Annotated in this window: 26 protein-coding genes; 13 read left to right on the forward strand and 13 right to left on the reverse strand. The window is 54.2% G+C overall.

The features are described 5' to 3' along the window. Positions 1-41: 41 nt before the first annotated feature. Both J2X14_RS17810 and tpiA read left to right on the forward strand, forming a co-directional pair. Positions 42-644, forward strand: a complete 603-nt coding sequence (locus J2X14_RS17810) for a DUF1454 family protein (protein WP_352412514.1) — start codon at positions 42-44, stop codon at positions 642-644. A gap of 124 nt (positions 645-768) precedes the next feature. After that, positions 769-1,533 carry a triose-phosphate isomerase gene (gene tpiA, locus J2X14_RS17815; protein WP_352412590.1) on the forward strand — a complete coding sequence of 255 codons (765 nt, stop codon included), beginning with the start codon at positions 769-771 and terminating at the stop codon, positions 1,531-1,533. Between the two features lie 40 nt (positions 1,534-1,573). Here tpiA and J2X14_RS17820 read toward each other — a convergent pair whose 3' ends face one another. The 6 genes from J2X14_RS17820 to cpxP all read right to left on the reverse strand — a co-directional run bounded on the left by J2X14_RS17820 (position 1,574) and on the right by cpxP (position 8,313). Next, on the reverse strand, positions 1,574-2,329 hold the full coding sequence (locus J2X14_RS17820) for a CDP-diacylglycerol diphosphatase (RefSeq protein WP_352412515.1): 756 nt from the start codon (positions 2,327-2,329) through the stop codon (positions 1,574-1,576). A gap of 80 nt (positions 2,330-2,409) precedes the next feature. After that, entirely contained in the window at positions 2,410-3,399 is a 990-nt protein-coding gene (locus tag J2X14_RS17825; RefSeq protein WP_352412516.1) for a sulfate ABC transporter substrate-binding protein, read from the reverse strand. Between the two features lie 142 nt (positions 3,400-3,541). After that, entirely contained in the window at positions 3,542-4,504 is a 963-nt protein-coding gene (pfkA, locus tag J2X14_RS17830) for a 6-phosphofructokinase (protein ID WP_352412517.1), read from the reverse strand. 218 nt (positions 4,505-4,722) lie between these two features. Next, positions 4,723-5,619: a CDF family cation-efflux transporter FieF gene (gene fieF, locus J2X14_RS17835; RefSeq protein WP_352412518.1), complete on the reverse strand. Its 897-nt coding sequence runs from the start codon at positions 5,617-5,619 to the stop codon at positions 4,723-4,725. A gap of 449 nt (positions 5,620-6,068) precedes the next feature. Then, the gene (locus tag J2X14_RS17840; protein WP_352412591.1) at positions 6,069-7,100 is read right to left on the reverse strand and encodes a glycosyltransferase family 9 protein; all 1,032 of its coding nucleotides are present in this window, start codon (positions 7,098-7,100) and stop codon (positions 6,069-6,071) included. Positions 7,101-7,797: 697 nt separating this feature from the next. Next, positions 7,798-8,313, reverse strand: coding sequence for a cell-envelope stress modulator CpxP (gene cpxP, locus J2X14_RS17845; RefSeq protein ID WP_352412519.1), 516 nt, complete (start codon positions 8,311-8,313; stop codon positions 7,798-7,800). 151 nt (positions 8,314-8,464) lie between these two features. Here cpxP and cpxR point away from each other — a divergent pair, with 151 nt between their 5' ends. The 3 genes from cpxR to trmL are packed head-to-tail and all read left to right on the forward strand — an operon-like array spanning position 8,465 to position 11,042. Continuing rightward, positions 8,465-9,163, forward strand: a complete 699-nt coding sequence (gene cpxR / locus J2X14_RS17850; protein ID WP_352412520.1) for an envelope stress response regulator transcription factor CpxR — start codon at positions 8,465-8,467, stop codon at positions 9,161-9,163. After that, positions 9,160-10,533: an envelope stress sensor histidine kinase CpxA gene (cpxA, locus tag J2X14_RS17855; protein ID WP_352412521.1), complete on the forward strand. Its 1,374-nt coding sequence runs from the start codon at positions 9,160-9,162 to the stop codon at positions 10,531-10,533. The genes cpxR and cpxA overlap by 4 nt, the downstream gene beginning before the upstream one ends. Positions 10,534-10,568: 35 nt before the next feature. Continuing rightward, entirely contained in the window at positions 10,569-11,042 is a 474-nt protein-coding gene (gene trmL, locus J2X14_RS17860; protein ID WP_352412522.1) for a tRNA (uridine(34)/cytosine(34)/5-carboxymethylaminomethyluridine(34)-2'-O)-methyltransferase TrmL, read from the forward strand. A 17-nt stretch (positions 11,043-11,059) separates the two neighbouring features. Here the strand turns inward: trmL and cysE are convergent, their stop codons facing one another. From cysE to J2X14_RS17885, 5 genes are all read right to left on the reverse strand, one after another. After that, positions 11,060-11,881 carry a serine O-acetyltransferase gene (gene cysE, locus J2X14_RS17865; protein ID WP_352412523.1) on the reverse strand — a complete coding sequence of 274 codons (822 nt, stop codon included), beginning with the start codon at positions 11,879-11,881 and terminating at the stop codon, positions 11,060-11,062. A gap of 72 nt (positions 11,882-11,953) precedes the next feature. After that, positions 11,954-12,973, reverse strand: a complete 1,020-nt coding sequence (gene gpsA, locus J2X14_RS17870; protein WP_352412524.1) for an NAD(P)H-dependent glycerol-3-phosphate dehydrogenase — start codon at positions 12,971-12,973, stop codon at positions 11,954-11,956. Beyond that, entirely contained in the window at positions 12,973-13,434 is a 462-nt protein-coding gene (gene secB / locus J2X14_RS17875) for a protein-export chaperone SecB (RefSeq protein WP_352412525.1), read from the reverse strand. The genes gpsA and secB overlap by 1 nt, the downstream gene beginning before the upstream one ends. A gap of 52 nt (positions 13,435-13,486) precedes the next feature. Further along, positions 13,487-13,738, reverse strand: coding sequence for a glutaredoxin 3 (grxC, locus tag J2X14_RS17880; RefSeq protein ID WP_352412526.1), 252 nt, complete (start codon positions 13,736-13,738; stop codon positions 13,487-13,489). Between the two features lie 18 nt (positions 13,739-13,756). Continuing rightward, positions 13,757-14,188 (reverse strand): rhodanese-like domain-containing protein, encoded by a 432-nt coding sequence (locus tag J2X14_RS17885; protein WP_352412527.1) that lies wholly within the window; start codon positions 14,186-14,188, stop codon positions 13,757-13,759. 332 nt (positions 14,189-14,520) lie between these two features. On the opposite strand from J2X14_RS17885, the gene envC reads away from it, so the two are divergent. The 4 genes from envC (at position 14,521) to J2X14_RS17905 (ending at position 18,963) form a co-directional block, all read left to right on the forward strand. Then, positions 14,521-15,828: a murein hydrolase activator EnvC gene (envC, locus tag J2X14_RS17890; RefSeq protein ID WP_352412528.1), complete on the forward strand. Its 1,308-nt coding sequence runs from the start codon at positions 14,521-14,523 to the stop codon at positions 15,826-15,828. A 21-nt stretch (positions 15,829-15,849) separates the two neighbouring features. Continuing rightward, positions 15,850-16,743, forward strand: coding sequence for a divergent polysaccharide deacetylase family protein (locus J2X14_RS17895; RefSeq protein ID WP_352412592.1), 894 nt, complete (start codon positions 15,850-15,852; stop codon positions 16,741-16,743). Positions 16,744-16,829: 86 nt separating this feature from the next. Continuing rightward, the gene (locus tag J2X14_RS17900) at positions 16,830-18,062 is read left to right on the forward strand and encodes a glycosyltransferase (protein ID WP_352412529.1); all 1,233 of its coding nucleotides are present in this window, start codon (positions 16,830-16,832) and stop codon (positions 18,060-18,062) included. After that, positions 18,055-18,963 (forward strand): hypothetical protein, encoded by a 909-nt coding sequence (locus tag J2X14_RS17905; protein ID WP_352412530.1) that lies wholly within the window; start codon positions 18,055-18,057, stop codon positions 18,961-18,963. The genes J2X14_RS17900 and J2X14_RS17905 overlap by 8 nt, the downstream gene beginning before the upstream one ends. Positions 18,964-19,008: 45 nt before the next feature. Here J2X14_RS17905 and tdh read toward each other — a convergent pair whose 3' ends face one another. Together tdh and J2X14_RS17915 are read right to left on the reverse strand one after the other, a co-directional pair. Then, positions 19,009-20,037, reverse strand: coding sequence for an L-threonine 3-dehydrogenase (gene tdh, locus J2X14_RS17910; RefSeq protein WP_352412531.1), 1,029 nt, complete (start codon positions 20,035-20,037; stop codon positions 19,009-19,011). A gap of 11 nt (positions 20,038-20,048) precedes the next feature. Continuing rightward, complete coding sequence (locus tag J2X14_RS17915; RefSeq protein WP_352412532.1) at positions 20,049-21,245, reverse strand: glycine C-acetyltransferase; 1,197 nt, start codon at positions 21,243-21,245, stop codon at positions 20,049-20,051. A gap of 228 nt (positions 21,246-21,473) precedes the next feature. Between J2X14_RS17915 and rfaD the strand changes: the two genes are divergently transcribed. From rfaD to J2X14_RS17935, 4 genes are read left to right on the forward strand one after another with little or no spacing between them, the layout of a single operon-like run. After that, complete coding sequence (gene rfaD, locus J2X14_RS17920; protein ID WP_352412533.1) at positions 21,474-22,406, forward strand: ADP-glyceromanno-heptose 6-epimerase; 933 nt, start codon at positions 21,474-21,476, stop codon at positions 22,404-22,406. A gap of 16 nt (positions 22,407-22,422) precedes the next feature. After that, the gene (rfaF, locus tag J2X14_RS17925; protein ID WP_352412534.1) at positions 22,423-23,472 is read left to right on the forward strand and encodes an ADP-heptose--LPS heptosyltransferase RfaF; all 1,050 of its coding nucleotides are present in this window, start codon (positions 22,423-22,425) and stop codon (positions 23,470-23,472) included. Further along, positions 23,469-24,446: a lipopolysaccharide heptosyltransferase RfaC gene (rfaC, locus tag J2X14_RS17930; RefSeq protein WP_352412535.1), complete on the forward strand. Its 978-nt coding sequence runs from the start codon at positions 23,469-23,471 to the stop codon at positions 24,444-24,446. Before rfaF ends, rfaC begins: the two co-directional genes overlap by 4 nt. Continuing rightward, positions 24,443-25,369, forward strand: a complete 927-nt coding sequence (locus J2X14_RS17935) for a glycosyltransferase family 2 protein (RefSeq protein WP_352412536.1) — start codon at positions 24,443-24,445, stop codon at positions 25,367-25,369. Before rfaC ends, J2X14_RS17935 begins: the two co-directional genes overlap by 4 nt. The last annotated feature ends 15 nt before the right edge of the window (positions 25,370-25,384 follow it).

The following is a 25,384-nucleotide window of genomic DNA, read 5'->3' on the forward strand; positions in this document are numbered from 1 at the left end:
CGTTCTAATCTGGGCTGAGTTTACTGGACGGGACAGAAAAAATGAAGAAAGCGCCAGGCTCTTTGCTGACGCCCATCCCAATACTGTTGGCACTGCTGACGGGTAGCGCCGCGCACGCCGATGAGGTCTCGCCGCGTAGCAGCGCCTTACCGACTGCGCCTTACCTGCTGCCAGGCGCACCGACATTTGATATGAGTATTGCGCAGTTTCGGGAAAAATATAATACGGCTAATCCGGATTTACCGCTCAGCGAATACCGGGCGGTGGACAGCCGACGGGATAAAAGTACGCTCACGCGCGCGGCCAGTAAGATCAGCGAAACGCTCTATGCTTCTACGGCACTGGAGCCGGGCACCGGGAAAATCAAAACGCTGCAAATTACCTGGCTGCCGATCCCTGGCCCCGATGAAAAAGCGGCGCAGGAGAAAGCACAGGCCTATATGGCAGCGCTGATGCGTTTCTTTGTGCCGACGCGTTCGCCAGAAGAGAGCCGTAAACGGCTGAATGAACTGCTGAGCAAAGGTAAAGGCGCGCGTTATTATACGCAGACCGAAGGGGCGCTACGCTTCGTGGTTGCCGACAACGGCGACAAGGGGCTCACCTTCGCTATCGAGCCGATTAAGCTGTCGCTGACAGCGCCCTAAGGCTTGTGCTTAAAATGACGAAAAGCAAAGCCATTCAGGTTTAACATCTCTATACTGTCTGGCAGACATCGCTGCCCGTCGGGCAGTGTACTTTACTGGTATTGCGTTACACGTGGAGGATATGATGCGACATCCATTAGTTATGGGTAACTGGAAACTGAACGGCAACAAAAAAATGGTCAGCGATCTGATCGATGGCCTGCGTAAAGAACTGAATGCCGTTCAGGGCTGTGGCGTTGCCATCGCCCCGCCAGTGATGTATCTGGATCAGGCGCAGCAGGCGCTGGCCGACAGTCAGATCGTACTGGGTGCCCAGAACGTTGATGTTAACCTGTCTGGCGCATTTACCGGTGAAGTTTCCGCCGACATGCTGAAGGATATTGGCGCGCGCTATATCATTATCGGCCATTCAGAACGTCGCACTTATCACAAAGAAAGCGATGAGTTTATTGCGAAAAAATTCGCCGTGCTGAAAGAAGCGGGCCTGACCCCGGTTCTCTGCATCGGTGAAACCGAAGCAGAAAACGAAGCAGGCAAAACCGAAGAAGTTTGCGCACGTCAGATTGACGCCGTGCTGGAAAGCCAGGGCGCAGCCGCGTTTAACGACGCAGTGATTGCCTATGAACCGATTTGGGCGATTGGTACCGGCAAATCAGCCACCCCGGCGCAGGCGCAGGCGGTGCATAAGTTCATTCGTGACCATATTGCGAAGAAAGATGCCAAAGTAGCCGAACAGGTTATTATCCAATACGGCGGCTCCGTGAACGATAAAAATGCCGCAGAGCTTTTCGCTCAGCCGGATATCGACGGCGCGCTGGTTGGCGGCGCTTCACTGAAAGCTGACGCCTTTGCCGTTATCGTCAAGGCCGCTGCCGCAGCGAAAGCCTGATGCTTCACGGGCGGCGCTGTCGCCCGTTTTCCATTACCTCTTAATGCAGCAGCGTACAGCTGTGCTCCTGCACCTCTTCAGCCGAAGCCCGATTCATTTTCAGCCAGTTTCGCTCAATCGCCATTAATGCCAGCCGTCCGTCGGATAAGCTTGCCAGCGCCAGGCCATATTTCCCCATATTCTGCTGTGCCTGCGGCACTTCCTGCATCAAACGGATAAAACTGCTCTGCTGAGCCAGTTCAGCAGAGGTCAGGGTACGAATCAGCCAGCGATGCTGCTGTAGCGTCTGCGGCTGCCAGCGCGCATTGAGCTGCGGCGTTAAGCTGTCCAGCTGCCGTCGCACCTCAGGACGTAAACAGGAAATATGAATGTGTAGCTGGTTCTGCGTGCGGCCATATTCAGAATTGATGGTTAACGAAATAACGCTATCAGGCACCGCAGAGCCATGACGCATGGTCAGCAGCGCTCGCTGTTGCCAGGCGAGGGCAAAGAAGTTGGGCGTGGCGGGATCCTGTAGCGCCGGGCTTTCGATACCGCTGATGCGGGCGACAGGCATTAATAAATATTGCAAAGCGCCGTTACGGTCTTTCAGGGTGACATAGCCTGCATCGAGATCGACGCGCTGGCAGGGAGCAGGATCGTTTCTTTGCTGCTGTCCCGGCACGCACTGCTGGCTAATAATCTGCCACAGCGCGTTGCCGTTATGATGGAAATGCCATGCGGCAAAAGCCAGCGCGATAACAATAAAAACAATAACAAGCGCAACGATTTTTACCGCACGTGCGTGGGCTGACATAGCAACTCCTCCTGATGATTGCGGACAATCCTCGTTCCCTTAACCAGAATTGTCACGCTAACTCATCAAAGGAGAACACACTAACGTTTCATTACCTGGTCGTAACTACCGCCTTCTGCAAAATGGGTTTTCTGCGCCTGCGTCCAGCCGCCAAATTTGTTATCAACAGTGAACAGTTTCAGCGGCGTAAAGGTGCTGGCATATTTTTTCGCCACTTCGGCATCACGCGGACGATAGAAGTTTTGCGCAGCGATAGCCTGCCCTTCCGGCGAGTAGAGATAATTCAGATAGTCGTTAGCCGCTTTGCGCGTGTCACGGTCATCAACCACGCGATCCACCACGGATACGGTCGGCTCGGCAAGAATCGACTCGCTGGGGGTAATAATCTCAAACTGATCTTTGCCCAGTTTGTTTACCGCCAGATACGCTTCGTTTTCCCAAGCGATCAGCACGTCGCCAATGCCGCGTTCGACAAAGGTGTTGGTTGCGCCGCGCGCGCCGGAATCCTGTACTTCTACGTTTTTAAACAGCGCTTTGACAAAATCCAGCGCTTTGCTCTGATCGCCGTTATTCTGATCCAGGGCGTAGCCCCAGGCGGCCAGATAGTTCCAGCGTGCGCCGCCAGAGGTTTTTGGATTCGGGGTAATTACCGCCACGCCAGGCTTCAGCAGATCGGGCCAGTCGTGGATCTGTTTCGGATTGCCTTTACGTACCAGAAAAACAATGGTGGAGGTATAAGGCGCAGAATTATTCGGCAGACGTTTTATCCACGCTTTATCCACCCGGCCACGCTCGGCAATGGCATCAATATCAGAGGCCAGCGCCAGCGTCACCACATCGGCGCGAATACCGTTGATAACCGAGGTCGCCTGCTTACCGGAGCCGCCGTGCGACTGGCGAATAACGATATTGTCGCCGGTTTCCTGCTTGTAATGCGCGCTGAAGGCTTTGTTATATTGTTCATACAGCTCACGCGTTGGATCGTAAGACACGTTCAGCAGCTCAATATTTTTTGCCAGTACGCTTGTCGATGCCAGCAAAACCGCCAGCCCCAGACTCCACTTATTCATTGCACGCTCTCCCGGAAGGTTGTTAACGGAAGCGTGACATAAAGCTAACTGCGTTTTAAAGAATTAAAAAGGAAAGGTTATTACTTTATGGAATATATAGAGAGGTAAATCGGGCGCCGTGAACACAGCGCCCTGAAAAGCATTAATAAAGTTTTTTCGCGGTTTCCAGCCAGTCGCGTTTGAAAGGACGCTTCATGTTCTCAATGGCATCGATGATATCGTGATGCACCATCTTCTCATTCTGAATACCTACGCAGCGACCGCCGTAGCCCTGCAGCAGCAGCTCAATGGCATAAGCCCCCATACGTGAGGCCAGAATACGGTCATAAGCGACCGGCGCCCCGCCACGCTGAATATGACCCAGCACGGTGGCACGCGTTTCACGTTTGGTTTCCGCTTCGATATATTTCGCCAGATCATCGATATCGCAAATGTGCTCGGTAATCGCAACGATGGCATGTTTTTTACCTTTCTCGATACCGGCTTTGATCTCCTGAACCAGCTCTTCACGCGTGTAAGGAATTTCCGGCAGAACGATAAATTCACAGCCACCGGCAATCGCCGCCGCCAGCGTCAGATCGCCGCAGTAACGTCCCATCACTTCAACGATAGAAATACGCTGATGTGAAGAGGAGGTATCACGCAGGCGGTCAATCGCTTCAACCACCGTTTCCAGCGCCGTGAAATACCCGATGGTATAGTCGGTTCCGGCAACGTCGTTATCAATGGTGCCCGGCAAGCCAATGCAGGGGAAACCCATTTCAGTCAGGCGTTTCGCGCCCATGTAAGAGCCGTCGCCGCCAATCACCACCAGCGCATCGATATTGCGCTTTTTCATGTTCTCAATAGCGATCTGGCGCGTTTCTTCATTACGGAATTCAGGGAAACGCGCGGAGCCGAGAAAGGTACCGCCGCGGTTGATCATGTCAGAAACGCTGTAGCGGTCGAGGTTAATCATCCGGTCTTCATACAAGCCGAGATAGCCATCATAAATGCCACAAACTTCCAGTCCTTCACTCAGGGCGGAGCGGACTACACCGCGAATGGCTGCGTTCATCCCTGGGGCGTCGCCGCCGCTTGTCAGTACACCGATTTTCTTAATCATGGCTACCTCTGGACTTAATACTTAATGATGAATTCGTTACGCCGGAAAGGTTCGACGTCCGCTCTGTGTCCGATCTTACCGACTCATAATGGCAAATAGTATATCAAACCCCTGTAGCTGAATTGATTCAGGTCAGGCTAGTTTCGGGTAAAAACCTTTACGCAATGTGACTTTGTGTCTCGCTTAAAAGCCAGGCTGATATTATTTCACACTTCCGCTTATAAAAAACCCTGCGGCTCGGTATGGGCGACAGAACAGGGATCCTGATGGATGATGATATCCGAGCCAGGAAATTGCTTTAAAAGCGCCTGCTCAACCTGCTCCGCCACATGATGCGCCTGAATTAACGGCAAATTATCTTCTATTTCAAGGTGGACCTGAATAAAGCGCGTTGGGCCGGATTGCCTTGTGCGTAAATCGTGCGCACCCTGTACGCCGGGCCAGGTGGTGACGATCTGAACAATCTGCTGCCGCTCCGCATCGGGCAGCGCGCGGTCAAGAAGGGACTGCACGGCATCGTAGCCCATCCGTAATGCACTAAACAGAATCCATACGCCAATACCTAACGCAAACAGCGCATCGGCGCGGGTAAAGCCATACCAGCTCAGCGCTAACGCCAGTAGAATTGCGCCGTTCATCAACACATCAGATTGATAATGCAGCATATCGGCACGAATCGCCTGGCTGTGGGTTTTGCGCACAACCCAACGCTGAAAAGTAACCAGCAGCAGCGTAGAGAGCAAAGCAACCAGCGTCACCGTTATGCCCACCAGCGGCGCATGCAGCACGCCCGGACTGGCTAAATGCTGAATGCCGGTGAGAAACAGAAACAGGGCGGAGCCGGAAATAAACATGCTTTGCGCCAGCGCCGCCAGCGATTCCGCTTTGCCATGGCCGAACGTATGCTCCTCATCCGCAGGCTGCAATGAGTAGCGTACCACTAAAAGATTAGTCAGTGAGGCGGCGGTGTCCACCAGCGAATCGACCAGCGCCGCCAGCACGCTCACCGAACCGGTATACCACCAGGCAACAATTTTGATCAGTAACAGCAGCACCGCCAGCGCCGTGGCTGCCATCGCCGCCCGGTTAACCAACCGCGCATAGGAAGCTATCATCCGCACCCTCGCTAAAAAAATAAAAGCTAAGTATAAGGGCTGTATCGCAAAATGAGGCAGAGTGAGCGCCAGAATCTCGACACTCACGCTGAAGGTACTGAGGTTAAAGCCTGCAAAAGTTTAACTGAAGAAGCCAGATTATTACTGTAAAAAATGTCGCCGATAAATGAAAAATAATCCGTCAGCGATTACTATCCTTTTTAATAACATCACAAAACTCGCTAATTTTCGCAATTAAAACGCCCTTCTTCATTATTCCTTTCGATATATAGCCCACCGCGCAATAACGCTATAAGTTGAAAATAGCAATTATCACAAAGCGTATTGTCTGTTGCGGTTAACCGGTTCAACAGGCTCCGCTTAACACCACAATCTATGCAATATTTTAGTGATAAGAAACGCATAGCGTTAAAGTTTCATCCGTTTTTATAATGAGGAGGTATAATCTGCTACTTCAGGTTGCTGAACTTTTTAATCCCCTTCTGCCAACCGGCGTTCGTATGAATTTTACTAACCAGTTCCTCGACCGCTGAGGAAACTGACTCAACGGAAATATCCTCTACCCGTTTTCCTTCATGAAGAAGGATATGTTTTACGCCTAAAGGGTACCAGCGTTGATATTTTTCTGGCCGGGACTCAAATAAAGCGACGACGGGAACCTGTAGTGCGGAGGCAAAATGTACCGGCGCGCTGTCGGCAGAAACAATGAGGTCAAGGTGAGTCATGGCAGCCACAAGATCGGAAACGGTTTCCGTTGACACCCGTTGCACATCGTCCCCGTTCATCCAGCTAAAAGAAAAGTGGTCCTGTGGCGAAACAAAAAAGATTATTTCATACGTTTCTGACAGCATTTCAGTTAGCGCCTGCCACTTGTCCCATGACCAGCGTCGATTGACGCTATTATTTGAGACAAAAAAACCTATTTTAGGCTTTGCCCTGTTTTTAAGCCGCCTGCGCCAGAGCGTGATGATATCCGTACGCGGGTAAACGCGAAGACGTAGCTGGTCTGGTTCGGGCTTCACCAGCTCGGGCAAAAGGTTAAAACCGGACAACGCCTCATGCTCGATGATCCGGGAATCAACATGGCTTTGCACCCGATCGTCAAACTCGGTATCGGCATTATGCCAGCGGCAATCCGGCACAGACAGCCGCTTTGCAAAACGAATTGCACTCCTGCTCATCCCACCATTCGGAATAATAAGTAAATCAAATTTAAGCCTTCGCAGAGTAATGATTAGGTTTAGTCTGTCTATGAGTGCGTTAAAAAAACCGGGCCTGGGATTTTTTTGATAATTTTTTGAGTAGATATAATAATGAATTTCATCAACATCACTATTATTATCGAGAACGGGAGCATTATACTTATTTGCCAGCACATGGATTTCCGCTTGCGGCCAACGACGCCGTAAAGAATGCAGCAGCGGTGTCGTACAAACCATGTCGCCAAGAAAATCAATGCGGATAACTAAAATTTTATTTATTTTTTCCTGATCCATCAGCCTTCCTTAATTAAGCTATCAATGACTCTTATTCCGCCACCCCAGATAAAAACCTCTTAACCATTCCCTTTAGATTTTCAGGATGCATTAGAGTTCAGGACTGTATAAAATAACCTATACAGAAAACCATAAAAATATAATTATTTTTATGCCCCATGAGCAAGTTGGTTATCGCAAAAGTGCCCGCGGTATCACCTAAAATACCCTGTAAGGAAAATTTACAGCGATCAACTTTATGGCAATAAAAACGTCATGGTTTTCAACATAAAGAGATCATTTACCACTTTTATTTTCTATCTAAAAAAACCATTCATCATTTATTATTCTCAGGCAAGAGGGCTTTGTCATACGCTTTGTGAAAATGCGTAATGCTATTGCTATAATTAAACGCATTGGTGAAATATTGCGGCGCGACCGGACAAGGATTTTGCAACAGTTTGTAGCTGCTCCAGAGGCAAATGATTTGTGGGTGTTGTTGAGCGGCTGATCCAGGAAAAATGATTAGTGGGGGTTGTTGAGCGGCTGATCCAGGAAAACGATTTGCGGGTGTTGTTGAACTGCTGCTGCCGGGGAAAAACGATTTGCGGGGTTTTAGCCAGCTGCGGATAAAAAAAAACCCCCTCATCATGAGGGGGAAGACAGGGATGGTGTCTATGGCAAGGAAAACAGGGATACTATGTTACTGGTTACTGCCGGCACTACTCACTTCATGCAGCGGTGAAACCTGCTGCAGATTCGTCAGCCTGCGCAACTCGTTCATACGTTGCTCATGCTTCTGTTGCAAAACAGCTTGTTGCTGCGGCGTTAGCAGGTGATACATCTGGTTGCGAATGCGGGCCATCTCGACCTGCCGCGTAACCTGCTCCTGTGCTAACTTCTCTGCCTGGCTCTTCACAGCTGTTTCATTAAACTTTTCTGCAATGACCAGATTATGCAGAGTTTCTAAATCGCTCACGTTCACGGGAGGACGCTCATGTTGCGTTTGCTGCATCAGGTCCCGCATCTGCTGACGCTGTTGCTCCGAAAGCTTAATGCCGTCAAACATATGGCTTTGCGGATTTTGCGCTATGCTGCCAGTCATCAATTCGCCTGGTGGATGCATCCCGTCAATCGTCGTAACGTCTGCTGCCCACGCGCTGGAGTAACTAAAAACCACCGAGGCTGAAGCAAAGACGGCGGCGGTTACTTTGCGCATCGTTTACTCCCACATTCGTTTGCATCATTTGATTCAACGAGGTTCAGACTACAGAGATAGCTGCAAACTAGCGTCAGGGGGTGTAAAACTACGTAAAGCGATGGAATGGGGTAGGCGATCACGCTATTTTGCCTGCGGAGGGCTTAAGAAAATGAATAAAATCCTGTTGGTTGATGATGACCGCGAATTAACTTCGCTGCTTAAAGAACTGCTTGAAATGGAAGGGTTTGACATCGTTGTCGCCTCAGATGGAGAACAGGCGCTTAGCCTGCTCGACGACACGATCGATCTGTTATTACTTGATGTGATGATGCCTAAAAAGAACGGCATCGATACCTTAAAAGAACTGCGTCAGCAGTACCAAACGCCGGTGATTATGTTGACCGCGCGCGGCAGTGAACTGGACCGCGTTTTAGGTCTTGAGCTGGGCGCCGATGATTATCTACCCAAGCCTTTCAACGATCGCGAACTGGTGGCGCGTATCCGCGCGATTCTGCGCCGTTCCAGCTGGAGCGAACAGCAGCAACAGCACGACAACAGCTCGCCAACGCTGGAAGTTGACTGTCTGCGCCTGAATCCGGGGCGTCAGGAAGCCAGCTTCGATAACATTACGCTCGATTTAACCGGTACCGAATTTACCCTGCTCTATCTGTTGGCTCAGCATCTTGGTCAGGTGGTCTCGCGCGAGCATTTAAGTCAGGAGGTGCTGGGTAAGCGTTTGACGCCGTTCGATCGCGCTATCGATATGCATATCTCTAACCTGCGCCGTAAACTGCCTGAACGCCGCGACGGCCATCCCTGGTTTAAAACGCTGCGCGGTCGTGGATATCTGATGGTCTCCGCCTCATGATAAGCAGCCTGACCACCCGCATCTTTGCCATCTTCTGGTTAACGCTGGCGCTGGTTCTGATGCTGGTGTTAATGCTTCCTAAGCTTGATTCGCGTCAGCTTACCTCGCTGCTGGAAAATGAGCAGCGTCAGGGCACGATGATTGAGCAGCACGTTGAGGCGGAGCTTATGCAGGATCCGCCGAATGATTTGATGTGGTGGCGTCGGCTGTTCCGCGCCATCGACAAATGGGCGCCGCCCGGTCAACGCCTGCTGCTGGTCACCAGCGAAGGGCGCGTGATTGGCGCTCAGCACAATGAAATGCAGATTATCCGTAACTTTATCGGGCAATCTGACAATGCCGATCATCCCCAGAAAAAGAAATATGGCCGCGTCGAGCTGGTAGGGCCTTTTGCCGTACGTGACGGTGAAGATAATTACCAACTCTATCTGATGCGTCCGGCCAATAGCTCTCAGCTGGATTTTATCAACCTGTTGTTCGACCGCCCGCTGTTGCTGTTGATTGTCACCATGCTTATCAGTGCGCCGCTGCTGCTGTGGCTGGCCTGGAGCCTGGCAAAACCGGCGCGTAAGTTAAAACACGCGGCGGACGAGGTCGCCAGCGGCAATCTGCGTCAGCATCCGGAACTGGAAGCGGGGCCGCAGGAGTTTCTTGCCGCCGGTTCCAGCTTTAATCAGATGGTCAGCGCGCTGGAGCGTATGATGACCTCGCAACAGCGTCTGCTTTCCGATATTTCTCACGAGCTGCGTACGCCGTTAACGCGCCTGCAGCTGGCCACCGCGCTGATGCGTCGCCGCTATGGCGAAGGCAAAGAGTTGGGCCGTATTGAGCTGGAAGCGCAGCGTCTCGACGGCATGATCAACGATTTGCTGGTGCTGTCGCGCACACAGCATAAAAACGCGTTGGTTAGCGAAGCGATGAAGGCAAACCACCTGTGGAATGGCGTACTGGAAGATGCCAAATTTGAAGCAGAACAGATGGGTAAAAAGCTGGAGGTGCCCTATCCACCTGGCCCGTGGCCGCTGTACGGCAACCCGCATGCGCTGGAAAGCGCGCTGGAAAACATCGTACGCAATGCGCTGCGCTACTCCAACACGCATATTTCGGTCAGCTTCTCGGTTGATAACCAGGGCATTACGGTACATGTGGATGATGATGGTCCCGGCGTCAGCGAGGAAGATCGCGAACAGATATTCCGTCCCTTCTATCGCACCGACGAAGCGCGCGACCGGGAATCGGGCGGCACCGGTCTGGGCCTGGCGATTGTCGAAACGGCGATTCAGCAGCATCGCGGCTGGGTCAAAGCCGATGACAGCCCGCTCGGCGGCCTGCGTCTGACCATCTGGCTACCGCTGTACTCTGTGCGCTAATTTGTTATGCTCACGCCCTCGCTATCGGGGGCCTTATGCTGAACATCGTTTTATTTGAACCTGAAATTCCGCCGAATACCGGCAATATCATTCGCCTGTGCGCCAATACGGGCTTCCAGCTGCATCTGATTGAGCCGCTTGGCTTTACCTGGGATGACAAGCGCCTGCGCCGCGCCGGGCTTGATTATCACGAATTCACTGCGATTAAACGCCATGCCAACTTTGAAGCTTTTTGCCTTGATGAAAAGCCTGAGCGCCTGTTTGCGCTCACCACCAAAGGCACGCCTGAGCATAGCGCGGTCGAGTATCAAGTCGGGGATTATCTGCTGTTTGGCCCGGAAAGTCGGGGATTGCCCGATACCATTCTGGGTTCGCTGCCGCCGCAGCAGAAAATCCGCATTCCTATGCTGGCGCAAAGTCGCAGCATGAACCTGTCGAATGCGGTTTCGGTGGTGGTTTATGAAGCCTGGCGACAGCTGGAATATCGCGGCGCCCTGCTGAAAAGCTGACGCCAGCGCAGGGCGAGTCAGATGCCGTCGCCGTATTCAAAGCCAGCGATGGTGCCGTTGAAATGCTGATCCATATCCATAGATGGCTTATCGCTGGCCGGTTTGCCCACAATGCGCGCCGGTACGCCAGCAGCGGTAGTATGCGGCGGCACCGGCTGTAGCACCACCGATCCGGCGCCAATTTTCGCGCCGCGCCCAACTTCAATATTGCCAAGAATTTTCGCCCCGGCGCCAATCATCACGCCTTCACGAATTTTAGGATGGCGATCGCCGCTGGTTTTACCCGTTCCGCCCAGGGTAACCGACTGCAGAATAGAGACATCGTTCTCAACCACCGCCGTTTCACCAATCACAATGCCGGTGGCATGGTCGAGCATAATACCGCAGCCGATACGCGCGGCCGGATGGATATCCACGGCAAAGGAGACTGAAATTTCATTTTGCAGATAGACTGCCAGCGCTCGACGGCCTTCGTTCCACAGCCAGTGACCGATGCGGTAAGCCTGCAACGCATGGAACCCTTTCAGATAGAGCAGCGGCGTAGAGTATTTATCTATTGCCGGATCGCGCTGGCGAACGGCCAGAATATCGCGCGCCGCAGCGGCAATCATGGTTGGATCCTGACGATAAGCCTCTTCGACAATCTCGCGAATGGCAATAGCGGGCATAATGGCATTCGCCAGCTTATTTGCCAGCATATAACTCAGCGCGCCGCCGAGGTTCTCGTGCTTAAGCAACGTCGCGTGAAAAAAACTCGCCAGCATGGGTTCACAATCGGCAAGGGCGCGCCCTTCCGCTTTAATGTTATTCCAGACCAGCTGTAACTCTTCATCCGACATTGCTCTCTCCCGATAAAAAAATAGCGTCCGGTTGGCCCGGAACGCCACAGATATTCAGCCGGGCTTCCTGCCTCAGCGACTGCTCTTTTCATCCTTGCGGGTACGGCCCAGCAGATTTAATGCTGCCTCGCGCGCCGATTTTTCGCAATACAATACCTGATAAATTTGCTCGGTTATTGGCATTTCCACGCCGTAGCGGGCCGCCAGCGCACGTACCTCTTTGGTATTGCGATAGCCTTCCACAACCTGGCCTATTTTGGTCTGCGCGCTTTCCACGTCTTCGCCCTGCCCCAGCATGATGCCGAAACGGCGGTTACGTGACTGATTATCGGTACAGGTCAGCACTAAATCGCCCAGCCCCGCCATGCCCATAAAGGTGGTGGGATCGGCGCCCAGCGCCTCGCCAAGACGGCTCATTTCCGCCAGTCCACGGGTAATCAATGCGGTACGCGCATTCGCGCCAAAGCCGATACCGTCAGAGATGCCCGCGCCGATGGCGATCACGTTTTTCACCGCGCCGCCCAGCTGTACGCCAATAAAGTCAGGGTTGTTATACACGCGGAAGCTTTTCCCGCAGTGCAGCAGCTGTTGCAGATCGTCCGCAAACTGCGGATCGGTCGCGGCCAGCGCAATAGCAGTGGGCAGCCCTGCCGCCAGCTCTTTCGCGAAGGTCGGGCCGGATATCACCGCCAGCGGCAGCGTATCGCCAACAATTTCGCGCGCTACATCCTGCAACAGCCGTCCCGTTTCGCGCTCCAGCCCTTTGGTCGCCCATACAAGACGCGAGTCGGCACGCAAATGCGGCTTAACCTGCTGCAAAACTTCGCCGAAAACATGGCTCGGTACCACAATCAGCAAATCACGGCTGGCGGCAACGGCCTCGGCAAGGTCGGGTTCGGTAGAAAGGGTGGCGGGAAAAGCGACGTCCGGCAGAAAGGCCGCATTGCAGCGATCCGCTTCCAGCTGGGACAAATGTTGAGGATTATGGCCCCACAACAGCACCTGATGGCCGTTGCGGGCTAAGGTAATCGCCAGCGCGGTGCCGTAAGATCCGGCACCGAGCACGGTAACTGCTGCGTTACGCTTATTCATCAGGCATCCTGACGGGGTTCTTCGCCTTCTTGCTGCTGCAGATAGTTCATAAACAGCGCATCGAAGTTAACTGGCGCAAGGTTAAGCTGCGGGAAGGTGCCGCGTGAAACCAGATTGGTGATGCATTCACGGGCATACGGGAACAGAATATTCGGGCAGTAAGCGCCAAGGCAATGCGCCATCTGGGTGCCTTCGATACCGGAAATGGTGAAGATACCCGCCTGCTGCACTTCGCACAGGAACGCCGTTTCCGTACCAACGGACGCGGTTACCGTTACGCGCAGTACCACTTCGTAGATGCCTTCAGAGAGCTGGCTGGATGCGGTATCCAGATCCAGTTTTACTTCCGGCTCCCACTCTTTCTGGAAAACCTGCGGTGCGTTAGGCGCTTCAAAGGAAATATCTTTCGTATAGATACGCTGGATCTGGAATGACATTTCGCTGGTGTTTTGTTCTGACATTTTTATTGAGTCCTGTTAGTTAAAAAAATCCATCGTGGTGCCAGTTAAGCCATTATTTCAGCAAAGGATCAAGGCCTTCGCGGCTGTCCAGCGCATAAAGATCGTCACAACCACCGATGTGTTGTGCATCGATAAAAATCTGCGGTACGGTGGTGCGGCCGCTGCGCTTGATCATCTCTTCACGCTTATCTGCATCGCCATCGATCGGAATTTCCTGGAAAACGACGCCTTTCTGAGCCAGCAGCGCTTTCGCCCGATGGCAATAAGGGCAGGTCGCTTTGGTATACATCTCTACGTTAGCCATTTTCAGCACCTTTTAAGGTTATTTGCCGCGTACCAGCGGCAGATTTTCACTGCTCCAGCCAGCGATACCGTCTTTCAGTACGCTCACCTGCTCGAAACCTGCTGCGTTCAGCTGAGAAGCAGCATCAAAAGCGGAAGTCCCCGTCGCGCAGACTACAATTATGGGCTGAGCTTTATGCTTTTCCAATTCGCCGAAAGTGCCCTTCTTAATATCCGCCGCCAGAATGTTGTGCGCACCGGAAATATGGCCTTTACGAAAATCGTCGCGGGCGCGGGTATCCACAACCACCGCGTCTTCCTTGTTAATCAGGCGAGTCGCTTCGCCGCGGCTGATGGTTTTAACTTTAGAAAACATGCCCTTAAACGTGGCCACGAGCACCAAAACCAGCAATGCGACCCATGCCAGACAAAGAATGGGGTGATTGCTTGCGAATTGCATAATTTCTTGCATGAGGGGTAACAGCTCCCGACAGGGTTAATAAGCGAAAAATAGGTTTCTGAGTATACCTGCGCCACCTCGCATGTACAGTCGCGAAGCGGTGAGAGTCGTGTTTTCTGTGGCATAAAACGGAAAAAATTTGCCGTGGCGCAAACAATCCCGTGGCCTGACGATAAAAAGACGCGGCAGAGGCGGCAATTATCCGCTAATGTCCTTTTAATAGAGCCAATTGTCTCTTGCACCGCCTGTTGTACGGCAAAGAGAGACGTTTGAAACGAACAGAAACGCAAAAGCCTTGCCCATCGCTGGCAAGCGGCTATTCATCATGGAATAATCGCCCCCTTATGAGGGAAAAAGCATCGGTTTTACATACATGGACTTCAGGTAATTTTATGGCCGGTTATGCGCCGTTACGCACCAGCCTGTCCGCGATCTCCGCCAGCCTGTTATGTGCTGGCGTGTTGCTGTTGCCGCTGTATGCCAGCGCCGCGGATGACAATAAATCCCAGCTTAAATCGATTCAACAAGATATCGCTGAAAAAGAGAAAAGCGTTCGTTTACAAAAAGAACAGCGCAGCAAGCTGCTGGATGCCTTACAAAGTCAGGAAAAAATCATTGCCGAAGCCAGCCGGAAGCTGCGGCAAACGCAGCAGCTGCTGACGCGCCTGAACAAAGAGATCGACGCCCTCAACCGCTCTATCGCCCAGTTGCAAAAGCAGCAGACGCAGCAGGAAACTCTGCTGGCACAGCAGCTTGATGCGGCGTTCCGCCAGGGCAAGCACAGCGGGCTTCAGCTGCTGCTTAGCGGCGAAGAGAGCCAGCGCAACGAACGTATTCTTTCTTACTTCGGTTACCTCAACGAAGCGCGACAAAAAAGCATTGATGAACTGCAAAAAACGCGACGCGATCTCGCCACGCAAAAGGCGGATTTGCTGAACAAACAGAGCCAGCAAAAATCATTGCTCAGTGACCAGCAAACGCAACAGACGCGGCTGGAGCAGGCGCGCGCCGCCAGACAAAAAACGCTCACCACGCTGGAAAGCGCGCTGGAAAAAGACCAGGCCGACCTGGTAGAGATGCGCCAGAATGAAAGCCGCCTGCAGGATAAAATCGCCCGGGCCGAGCGCGAAGCAAAAGCGCGCGCCGAACGTGAGGCGCGTGAGGCGGAGCAGGTGCGTAAGCGCCAGGCGCAGGCGAAAGCCAAAGGCTCCACCTATAAACCCACTGAAAGCGAGCGTTCGCTGATGTCACGTACCGGCGGCCTGGGTCGTCCCGGTGGTCACGCGCTGTGGCCGGTACGCGGTCATATTGAGCATCGCTTTGGGGAAGCGCTTCAGGGCGAGCTGCGCTGGAAGGGCCTGGTGATCGACGCGCCGGAAGGCACCGAAGTCAAAGCGATCGCTGACGGGCGCGTGCTGATGGCCGACTGGCTGCAAGGTTACGGGCTGGTGGTGGTGGTTGAACACGGTAAAGGCGATATGAGCCTGTATGGTTATAACCAGAGCGCGCTGGTCACTACCGGCGCGCAGGTCAAGGCCGGACAGCCGATCGCGCTGGTCGGCACCAGCGGCGGCCGCGGCACGCCGTCACTCTATTTTGAAATCCGTCGTCAGGGACAGGCGGTCAATCCACTTCCGTGGTTAGGAAAATAAGTGTTGTTTTCAGTTAAAAAAATGGCCGTAGCGCTAAGCGGCCTGCTTTTCGCTTGCTCGGCAAACGCCGGTAAGCTGGCTATCGTGATTGATGATTTTGGCTATCGTCCACACCAGGAAAACCAGGTGTTGCAGATGCCGAACGCCATTTCGGTGGCGGTGTTGCCCACTGCGCCGCACGCGCGTGAAATGGCGACCAAAGCCCACCAGCACGGACACGAAGTGCTGATCCATCTGCCGATGGCGCCGCTCAGCAAGCAGCCGCTGGAGCGGGATACGCTTCAGCCGGAGATGAGCGCTGAAGAAATCGCGCGCATTATTCACAACGCGGTAGAGAACGTGCCCTACGCCGTCGGCATGAATAATCATATGGGCAGTAAAATGACCTCCAGCCTGCCGGGAATGCAGAAAGTCATGCAGGTGCTGGATCACTACAGCTTCTACTTTCTCGACAGCATGACCATCGGCAATAGCCAGGCGACGCGCGCTGCCGCTGGCACCAGCGTCAAAGTGATTAAGCGCCGCGTGTTTCTTGATGATAATCAGAATGAGGCGGAAATCCGTAAGCAGTTCAGCCGTGCGGTGCATCTGGCACAGCGTAACGGCTCGGCGATCGCCATTGGCCATCCGCATCCCAGTACCGTACGCGTTCTACAACAGATGCTGCCCAACCTGCCCGCCGACGTGACGCTGGTGCGTCCCAGCCAGCTGCTGAACGAGCCGCAATCTAGCCCTGCCGCGCCTGCACCAACCGTGCCGAAAGCCGCGCCGAAGCCGCGCAATCCGTTCCGTGGCGTGGCGGTTTGTCGCCCGCCGCAGCCGTTAGCGCCGGTACCGGCAACGCGCGCGCTGAGCGTGGTTGGCGAGAGCATTGAACAAAGCCCGGTGGTGAAGAAGATCGGCAGCCTGTTCTGACATATTGTCCATCGTCAGGGCGGCAGGAAATCTCTATAATGCCGCCCTGATAATTTCTCCCTGCGTGGACGTAAGGATATGGCACGATGACGCAAGCTCGACAAAAAATCCTGTTGCTGGATAACGGCAGAGAATGGGGCGGCGGCACCAACAGTATGCTGGAGCTGCTGAAGCGCATCGACCGCGATCGTTTCGATGTTACCTGCTGTTTTTATTACAATTACCAGCGCGGCGAGGGGGAAACCATCGAGTCGGTGCTACAGGCCATCGGCATTCCGGTCATCTTTATTCCACAGCGCAAGCAACCCCTCGCGGCCAAGCTACAAAAAGAGCTGCTGCGCTCGCTGCTGTTTTTCAGTCGCCCGCTGAAAAAGCGCGTGGCAGAGGTTATCGATCGCCGCTGGCGCGTTGAGCCTAACGCCCACAAACTGCGTGAGCTGCTGCGGGCGGGCAATTACGATACGCTTTATATGAATAACCAGCCCAGCACCAACATTGAAGGTTATCTGGCGGTGGCCGATATGCCCGTTGGTCTGGTGCAGCATTGCCGTATCGAACCGCTGCTGACGCCGCAGCTGGTGAAAATAATCAATCAGCGGGTGAATGCGGTGATTGCCGTTTCTCATGGCGTTTGCCAGGCGTTGCGTGCAGGCGGCGTTGACGCTGCGCGCTGCTTTACGGTCTCCAACGCCATTGATATCCATCAGCCGCTGCCCGATCGCCATGCGGTACGCGCGCGTCTTGGCCTGCCGGAGAGCAGTTTTTTATTTGGCAGCATCGGTTCACTGATTGCCCGCAAGTCGACGCATCATACTTTGCAGGCGTTGGGGGCGTTTCACCAGGCCTGCCCGCAGGTTAACTGGCATATGGTGGTGGTCGGCGCAGGCCCAGAGCTGAATCGTCTGGAGCAGTTGGCTGCGCGCGAAGGCATTGCCGATCGCGTCACCTTTACCGGTTTTCGTAATAACGCGCTTGATTATCTGGCGGCCATGGATGTGTTTGTGTTGGCCTCGAAAAGCGAAGGCCTGCCGCGCGTGGTACTGGAAGCGATGCTGGTCAATACCGCAGTGATCGGCTCCAACGTGGTGGGCACCGCCGAGCTGGTTGATGATGGTCAAACCGGTTTGCTGTTTGAATATGGCGATACCGCGCGCCTCTGCGCGCATATGCAGGCGCTTGCTCAGGATAACGCCCTGCGCCAGCAGCTGATTTCACAGGCGAACGCCAACGTTAAAGACCACTACGCTATTGAAAATTATGTTGCGGGCGTCGAAGCTCTGCTGCAAAGCGTGGCAAAGGAATCTTCTTCTCATGTTTAACTTTTTAAATCCTCAATACCGTTATATTCAGTCGCGCCACAATATTCCCTATACGCAGGCGGATGTTCAGGGCGAGACGCCTGTCACCTCTATCGTGATCCCCTGTACCGGCGCGGACTTTATCGAGGAAGCGGAGCTAAGCGCGCTGTTCGCTGCGCGCTATGCCAGCCAGGCGGAAGAGATTGTGATTGTCAGCGACCAGCCTGCCGCACTGTTCCGCAATTTGCCGCCGAAGGCGCGCGTGGTCACGTTGACGGTGCCAGATCGCGAAGAGAGCTATCGCTACCGGCAGATCTATCGCAGCCGGTTGATTAAGCTACAGGCGCCGCTTCAGGCGCAAACCGACGGTATTTTGATGATCGATTCCGATCTTAACCTGCTGCAAATGCCTGAAATTAATATGAAAGCAGGCCATATCTATTCCAGCTTCCGCCAGGGAAAGATGATTGCCAAACTGGATAAGGCCGCGCCTGAGAAGCAACCCGCCTATTATGCACGGTCCGTGCGCCCTTATCTGGTCGATCACGTTAACGGCGCTTTTCTCGCCGCGACGCGTCAGTGCTGGAAGCGTATCTGCCCGCTGTGGCTGACGCTGTTTCAGGATACCTGGGAGTTAATGGACGATTCACAGCCGCCGACGGATCAGCTGCCGCTGGCTGCGCTGCTGGATTTGCTGGATCTAAAAACCGTTAACCTCGGCGAATGGATGAACTGGCCGGTGTCCAAACGTATTGGCGGTCAGGAAGCCATGATTCCAAAAGAGGTGATTGGCGCGCACGGCGGCTTTCCGCTGAGCGAATGGCAGAAATATCTGCAATCCGCTGATGCCCCGCTGCTGTTTAAAGGTCAGGACTATACGCGCAAGGTGCGCTACCTGACCGATGCGGAAAAGAAACAGTAAGCGTACATTTGCCCGCATCGCGTTGATGCGGGCAACCGTTCATGCTTAATCCCAGCTCAGCACCACTTTACCTGAGCGGCCCGAGCGCATTTCATCGAATCCCTGCTGAAAATCATCAATGCCATAGCGATGGGTAATAATCGGTTTCAGGTCGAGGCCCGACTGGATCAGCGCGGCCATTTTGTACCAGGTTTCAAACATCTCCCGGCCATAAATCCCTTTAATAAATAGCCCTTTAAAGATCACCTGATTCCAGTCGATAGCCATATCCGACGGTGGAATACCCAGCAGCGCAATACGTCCGCCGTGATTCATCGCTTCCAGCATGGTGCGAAACGCCGGTGGCGCGCCGGACATCTCCAGCCCGACATCAAAACCTTCGGTCATACCCAATTCGCTCATCACCTGACGCAGCGATTCACGGCTGACGTTAACCGCCCGCGTGACGCCCATTTGACGCGCCAGCCCCAGACGATATTCATTCACATCGGTGATCACCACGTGACGCGCGCCGACATGCTTACATACCGCCGCCGCCATAATCCCGATCGGCCCGGCGCCGGTAATCAGCACATCTTCGCCCACCAGATCAAACGAGAGCGCGGTATGCACCGCGTTGCCGAACGGATCGAATATCGCCGCCAGCTCATCGGAAATGTTATCGGGAATTTTGAAGGCGTTAAACGCCGGAATCACCAGATATTCAGCGAAGCAGCCCTGGCGGTTAACGCCCACGCCAACGGTGTTACGGCAAAGGTGCGTGCGTCCGGCACGGCAGTTGCGGCAGTGACCGCAGGTGATGTGCCCTTCTCCCGAAACGCGATCGCCCACGGCGAAGCCTTTCACCTCCTGCCCTATCGCCACCACTTCGCCGACATATTCATGCCCGACAATCATCGGCACCGGAATGGTTTTTTGTGACCACTCATCCCAGTTGTAAATATGAATATCGGTGCCGCAGATGGCGGTTTTACGGATTTTAATCAGCAGATCGTTGTGGCCCGGTTCCGGAACCGGCGCATCGGTGACCATCCAGATCCCTTCCGTCGCCTTGAGTTTTGCCAGTGCTTTCATTGCCGCTCTCCTCAGGCGATCACGCCAAGCTGTTTACCGATACGCGTAAAGGCATCAACCGCACGCTCCAGCTGCTGATGCGTATGTCCGGCCGAAATCTGCGTACGAATACGCGCCTGCCCCTGCGGCACCACCGGATAGAAAAAGCCGGTTACGTAGATGCCTTCTTGCTGTAGCAAACGCGCAAACTCCTGCGCCACTTTCGCCTCGCCCAGCATCACCGGAATAATGGCGTGATCGGCACCGGCCAGCGTAAAGCCTGCGTCGGTGAGCGCCTGGCGGAAGTAACGGGCGTTATCCCACAGACGCTGCCGCAGCCCATCGCCGTCGCTCAACATCTCCAGCACCCGCAGCGAGGCGCTGACAATCGCCGGAGCCAGCGAATTAGAAAACAGATAAGGGCGCGAGCGCTGACGCAGCCACTCCACCACCTCTTTTTTCGCCGCCGTATAGCCGCCGGAAGCGCCGCCGAGCGCTTTACCCAGCGTGCCGGTAATGATATCGACGCGCCCCATGACTTCGCAGTACTCATGCGTGCCGCGACCGCCCGCGCCGACAAAGCCCACCGCGTGCGAATCATCCACCATCACCAACGCATCAAACTCTTCGGCGAGATCGCAGATGCCGCGCAAATTAGCGATGACGCCATCCATAGAAAACACGCCATCGGTAGCGATAAGAATATGGCGCGCGCCCGCCGCCCGTGCCTCTTCCAGCCGGACGCGCAGTTCGGTCATATCGTTATTGGCATAGCGGTAGCGCCGCGCCTTGCACAGACGCACGCCGTCAATAATCGAGGCATGATTCAGCGCATCGGAAATCACCGCATCTTCCGCCCCCAGCAGGGTTTCAAACAGCCCGCCATTGGCATCGAAACAGGAAGAGTAAAGAATGGCGTCTTCCATACCGAGGAACTCAGCCAGCCGCTGCTCCAGCTGCTTGTGGATATCCTGCGTGCCGCAGATAAAGCGCACCGAGGCCATCCCAAAACCGTGACTCTCCATCCCCTCCTGAGCCGCGAGGATTAGCGCGGGATGGTTAGCCAGCCCCAGATAGTTATTGGCGCAGAAGTTCACCACCTCCTGACCCGCAGCGAGACGAATATCGGCCTGCTGCGCCGACGTAATAATGCGCTCCTGCTTAAACAAACCTTCCTGTTGCGTCACTGCCAGCTGTTGCTCAATTTGACGATAAAAATCCGCAGGCATTTTTATTCTCCATGACCGGCTTATAGTTGGCACATCATACTGAACGCTTAGTAAGCAAACGATAATTGACGCAACAGAATGTCAATTTTGCAGCATATATCACGCCTGCGATCGGGGTTACATTTGGTTACGGACTCCTCTGGCTGTCTGGATGCTGATGAAATGTTATGATGATAATTATTTAGGTGTGGAACCCCCCGTTCCGCCTCACTGTTTAAGGTTAAGCACATGATTATTGTGACTGGCGGCGCCGGTATGATCGGCAGCAATATTGTTAAAGCGCTCAACGATGAAGGGATCACCGATATTCTGGTGGTGGATAACCTGAAAGACGGGACGAAGTTCGTCAATCTGGTTGACCTGGATATCACCGACTACATGGATAAAGAAGATTTCATCGCCAGCGTGATGGCGGGCGATGATTTAGGCGATATCGACGCGGTTTTCCATGAAGGTGCCTGTTCGTCCACCACCGAGTGGGACGGCAAGTACATGATGGAAAACAACTATCAGTATTCGAAAGAGCTGCTGCATTTCTGCCTGGAGCGCGAAATTCCTTTCCTCTACGCCTCTTCCGCCGCCACCTACGGCGGGCGCAACGATAACTTTATCGAAGCGCGTGAGTATGAGCAGCCGCTGAATGTCTACGGCTATTCAAAAATGCTGTTTGACCACTATGTGCGCCAAATCCTGCCGGAAGCGAACTCACAGGTATGCGGCTTCCGCTACTTCAACGTTTACGGCCCGCGTGAAGGCCATAAAGGCAGCATGGCAAGCGTTGCGTTCCATCTCAATACGCAGCTGAATAACGGCGAAAACCCTAAGCTGTTTGAAGGCAGCGATAGCTTCAAGCGCGACTTTATCCACGTCAGCGATGTGGCGGCGGTTAATTTGTGGTTCTGGAAAAATGGCGTGTCCGGCATTTTTAACTGCGGAACCGGCCGTGCCGAATCGTTCCAGGCCGTGGCGGATGCCGCGCTGGCTTACCATCAGAAAGGCGCGATTGAATACATTCCTTTCCCGGAAAAACTGAAAGGCCGTTATCAGGCTTATACCAAAGCGGATTTAACTAATCTGCAGGCGGCAGGCTATGACAAGCCGTTCAAAACCGTGGCCGAAGGCGTGGCTGAGTACATGGCCTGGCTGAACCGAGACGCATAAGGAAGGCGCATCCGGCATGAAAATACTGGTTATCGGCCCTTCCTGGGTCGGCGATATGATGATGTCGCAAAGTCTCTATCGCACGCTGAAGGCCGAGCATCCTGATGCCGAAATCGACGTGATGGCGCCCGCCTGGTGCCGTCCGTTGCTGTCGCGCATGCCGGAAGTGAACGACGCGCTGGCGATGCCGCTGGGGCACGGCGCGCTGGCGCTGGGCGAGCGCTATCGTCTTGGTAAAGCGCTGCGCGATAAAAAGTATCAGCGCGCCTATGTGTTGCCCGGCTCGTTTAAATCAGCGCTGGTGCCTTTTTTCGCCGGTATCCCGCAACGCGTGGGCTGGCGCGGAGAAATGCGCTACGGCCTGTTAAACGATCTGCGCGTGCTGGATAAACCCGCGTTTCCGCTGATGGTGGAGCGCTATGCCGCGTTAGCCTATGACGCATCGCGCATTAAAAGCGCCCGCGATCTGCCGCAGCCTCTGCTGTGGCCGCGCCTGCAGGTAGAAGAGCAGGAAAAAATTGAAACCGCCGCGCAGTTTGCGCTAAACGCCGAGCGGCCGATAATCGGCTTCTGTCCGGGCGCAGAATTTGGCCCTGCCAAGCGCTGGCCGCATTATCACTATGCCACGCTGGCGCAACAGCTGATCGCCGCGGGCTATCAGGTGGTGCTGTTTGGTTCGGCAAAAGATCGGGAAACCGGCGATCAGATTCGCCAAACGCTGGATGAAGCCGGACGCCACTATTGTCATAACCTCGCCGGTGAAACCAAACTGGAGCAGGCGGTGATCCTGCTGGCGCACTGCCATGCGGTGGTGACCAATGACTCCGGGCTGATGCATATCGCCGCCGCGCTGAATCGTCCGCTGGTAGCGCTGTACGGACCCAGCAGCCCTGACTTTACGCCGCCGCTGTCGAAACAGGCGCGCGTTATCCGCCTGATTACCGGCTATCACAAAGTGCGTAAAGGCGAGGCGGAACAGGGCTATCACCAAAGCCTGATTGATATTCAGCCCGCTCGCGTCATGGAAGAACTTACGGCGTTGCTAAGCCAGCAGGAGCGTGCATGAAGGTACTGATCGTTAAAACCTCTTCTATGGGGGATGTCCTGCATTCGCTACCGGCGCTGACTGACGCCATGCGGGCGATTCCCGCCATTCGCTTTGACTGGGTAGTGGAAGAGAACTTTGCGCAGATTCCTGGCTGGCATCCGGCGGTGGACCGGGTGCTGCCGGTCGCGATTCGTCGCTGGCGCAAGCACTGGTTCGGCAGCCAGCAGCGCGAGGAACGCGTGGCCTTTAAGCGGGCACTACAGGCGCGTGAATATGATGTGGTGATTGATGCCCAGGGCTTGATTAAAAGCGCCGCGCTGGTTACCCGGCTGGCGAAAGGCGTGAAGCATGGCCAGGACAGCCGCAGCGCACGCGAGCCTTTCGCCAGCTGGTGGTATGACAAACGTCATGAAATCGATAAGCGTCAACATGCCGTAGAGCGCACCCGCGAACTGTTTGCTAAAAGCCTTGGCTATGAGAAGCCGCAAACGCAGGGCGATTACGCCATTGCCTCGCATTTTCTTGCTCATCCACCGGCAGATGCGGGACGCTACCTGGTGTTTCTGCACGCCACCACCCGTGACAATAAACACTGGCCGGAAGATCACTGGCGCGAGCTGATAGCGCTGATTGAGCCAACCGGTTTACGTATCAAGCTGCCGTGGGGCGCAGAGCATGAGCACCAACGGGCACAGCGCCTGGCCGCAGGTTTTAACCATGTGGAGGTGCTGCCGAAGCTGACGCTGGAGCAGGTGGCGCAAACGCTGGCAGGCGCGAAAGCCGTGGTATCGGTGGATACCGGTCTGAGCCATCTTACCGCCGCGCTCGATCGTCCCAACATTACGCTCTACGGCCCGACCGACCCAGGCCTGATTGGTGGCTACGGGCTGAATCAACAGGCGTTGCGCGCACCTGAAGGCAATGAGATGGCGGCCATCACGCCCGACAGCGTCAATGCTGCGCTGCTGCCTTTGTTGAATATCAACCCATGATGACTACGCCGTATCGCCTGAGCGTTATTGTCACTGCGCATAACTGCGCAGGCTGGCTTGAGGAGACGCTAAACAGCGTGATCGCCTCGCTGGCAGAGGCCGGACCACGTTGTGAAATCGTTATTATTAATGATGCCTCAACAGATGACTCCCAGCGCATTATTGCGCGCTTTGCCGGGCAATATCCTCACGTCCGCCACCAGCAAACGCAGTTGCGTAATATCGGCAAGGTCAGAAACCATGCCGTCGCACTCGCCCAGGGCGACTACGTTTTGATGCTCGACGGAGACGACCGGCTGCTGCCGTGTGCCATCGCCGATCATTTACCGATACTGGATACGCAAGCGCCGGATATTTACCTCAGTAAAATCATCGAACAGCGTAGCGATAGCGCCGACAGGCTGCCGGAATGGCATTTTCGCCCGCCTGCGGAGTTAACCACCGATGATGCTATCACGCGTTTTCTCATCCATCGGGATTTTCAGGCGCATTTTATTGGTCAATATTTCCGGCGCGATCTATTACTGGCGAACCCTTTTCCGCCGTTTATCTGTTACGAAGATGCCTGGCTTTTTCCGCAGCTGCTGGCACAGAGTAAAAAAACGCTGTTTTCCGAGGCAGGTTTTTACCTTTACCGAAAACATGCCTCCAGCCTTTCAACCGTGATGACGCCGGAAAAAATCAGCTGCCTGTTGGCCGCCACCGCCCATATGGATGAGGTGCTGCCTGCTCATGTTAAGCCGTTGATTACCTGCCACTGGATTGATGTGATCAATCGTCACGCGGTGGTATTGAAACAGCAGGGAGAATGGGAAAAGGTAAAAAAACGGCTCCGCCAGCAGAAGCTATGCGCTTTCTTACTGAATGGCAAAATCAGAATGAGCTATAAAAGAAAGATGCTTAAAGTCAGGCGGCTCAGCTAGCCGCCTGACCGCGCC

Origin of the sequence: Mixta sp. BE291 (assembly GCF_031457955.1) — a bacterium.
Lineage (GTDB): Bacteria > Pseudomonadota > Gammaproteobacteria > Enterobacterales > Enterobacteriaceae > Mixta.